The sequence below is a fragment of the Yersinia aldovae ATCC 35236 genome, assembly GCF_000173735.1.
Classification (GTDB): domain Bacteria; phylum Pseudomonadota; class Gammaproteobacteria; order Enterobacterales; family Enterobacteriaceae; genus Yersinia; species Yersinia aldovae.
On record NZ_ACCB01000086.1, the window covers coordinates 1 to 2,183 of the forward strand.

Consider the following 2,183-nt stretch of genomic DNA (forward strand, 5'->3'; position numbering starts at 1 on the left):
AATGCGACAGAACCATAATTCATGATCCTATGTCTTTACGAAACAGGATGAATCTTGATGTCGCTAAATTGACAACCATGCCAGCAATACTTCCTGCTGCAATACCAATAATCGGATTCTCAAGAACTATTTTATATGCGGTAATCAGCCAACTGTAAAGGCCATAATTAATTACGCCTCCACCCAGCATAAGGAGCAAATATGAGAAAAATTCGTTTTGAGGATTCATCCCCGAGCGTTTTTTTTTGAAAGTAATAGCTCGATTGAATAGCCAAGTCACGAGCACTGCGGCGAAAAATGAGAAACCTCTCGCGATGAATGGTCCCCAGCATCCACGTAAAAGGTAAAGCACCGCAGTATCAACCAAAAATCCGATAATGCCACTAATTCCGAAGAAAAAAAATTCTCTCAGAATTTTCATCATCTTTCTGCGTCCACGCGCGGTAGGGGTATTCCGAGATAGACCAGCCGTTTCATTTCATGTCGCCCTCGGGTCACGTTGTCCAGGATTAACCCGCAGACGAATGATAACGCCGCAGACATCATTATCGATGCCGCCAGTACAGCAGTTGGTAGCCGTGGCACAAGTCCATCACGTAAATATTCCGTTAGCAGCGGGAATCCCAGCAATATCGATATCAATGCCAGAATGAAGCCACAAATCCCGAAGAAGGCAAAAGGACGTTCGCTGATATAGAGCCGGCCAATCGTCTTTAATATTCTCCAGCCATCCCGGTATGTAGATAACTTGCTGACAGACCCTTCCGGGCGAGTTCCGTAGGCTGTCATTACCTCGCCATACGGCATGCGAAGCTCTAACGCGTGTACTGTCAGCTCAGTTTCAATTTCAAAGCCATTGGAAAGGGCGGGGAATGATTTTGCATATCTGCGCGTGAAAGCCCGGTAACCAGAAAGCATGTCAGTGAAATTTCCCCCAAATATTTTAACGACACTTTGCGTCAATATATAGTTACCCCACTGATGTCCGCGTCTGTAAGCCTCTCCTGCAATTTCTTCTTTGGTTTCTCTGCAGCCGACTACCATATCAAGATGGTGGTCCAGTAGCTTGTCGACAAGGCTTCGAACCGCACTTGCATCATAAGTTGCATCCCCATCAACCATTACGTAAATGTCTGCATCGACATCAGCAAACATGCGACGTACAACATTTCCCTTGCCTGACAGTGGCACAGAAATCACCCTGGCTCCAACATTGTTTGCAACTTGGATCGTTCGATCAGTCGAGTTGTTATCAAAAACGAAAACATCAATCTCTGGCATGGCATCACGAAATCCACGAATTACTGTTTCGATTGCTGCTTCTTCGTTATAACAGGGAACGATTAACGCCACATGCTGACCACGATAATACATACCAACCTCATTAAATTTATTTCGTTGTTTTTATTGATAGTAAGATAAACGGCACGCTTGCCGATGTAGCCAGGATTGACCAGTATGCATATCTATAATCCGAAGCGACACCAACAAAAAAGTACGCAAGAAGATACAAGAAACTTGAGGTGTTCAAGGCAAGAAAAACATCTCTTGCAAAACTCTTGCGGGTAAATAGTCCATAGAATGAAAATACAAAGGAGGCTATGAGCCAGAATCCGGGTTTAAATATGAACGTGTCTTTGAATAGCTTAGTTGTCATTTCAAGAGCTCTGAACATCCCAGTTTTTTCAAATTTTAAACCATCCGAAATTCCCATTGTCTGGCTGTCCAACACTGCATTTGGATGCCACAACAACTTCATGTAGTTTTCATATCGATGCTTTAGGTAAGCACTAGGCTCATGATATATGCTAGTGACCCACTTTTTCATTAACGAACCATCACTCCAAGTGCCAGAGTTTTGTATTTTCTTTTAGAACAAAGCTACAATCTCCCCAAGCATAACCGTCCCATGCTCCAGCATCGTAACAGGTAGAAATCACCTTACTCTCTTCTTTGCTGTCCCAAGCCTCTTTAAAATAGTCTTTTCCAGAAAAATGTGAAATCCCTCCTATATCAAAAATTATCAATGATTGATACACACGAGACTTTGAGGAGTTTAGAAAGCCGTAATTGAATGCCGCATTTAAAAAAATTGTAAACGCAGGGAAAAGAATAAAAATAATCACCCACTTTTTCCATGAGCACAGTTTACTTTTATTGAAAAGCAACCAGACCAATGGCAA

General features: G+C 42.6%; 3 protein-coding genes and 1 pseudogene. All 4 read right to left on the reverse strand.

The genetic code is table 11. The features are described 5' to 3' along the window. Nucleotides 1-19: 19 nt before the first annotated feature. Nucleotides 20-424, reverse strand: coding sequence for a GtrA family protein (locus YALDO0001_RS19225; protein WP_042840633.1), 405 nt, complete (start codon nucleotides 422-424; stop codon nucleotides 20-22). Next, nucleotides 421-1,374 (reverse strand): glycosyltransferase, encoded by a 954-nt coding sequence (locus YALDO0001_RS19230; RefSeq protein WP_004705620.1) that lies wholly within the window; start codon nucleotides 1,372-1,374, stop codon nucleotides 421-423. Before YALDO0001_RS19230 ends, YALDO0001_RS19225 begins: the two co-directional genes overlap by 4 nt. A 16-nt stretch (nucleotides 1,375-1,390) precedes the next feature. Further along, nucleotides 1,391-1,828 carry a hypothetical protein gene (locus YALDO0001_RS22105; protein ID WP_252830407.1) on the reverse strand — a complete coding sequence of 146 codons (438 nt, stop codon included), beginning with the start codon at nucleotides 1,826-1,828 and terminating at the stop codon, nucleotides 1,391-1,393. Between the two features lie 10 nt (nucleotides 1,829-1,838). Then, nucleotides 1,839-2,183, reverse strand: a pseudogene (locus YALDO0001_RS22110) (hypothetical protein); the annotation flags it as partial.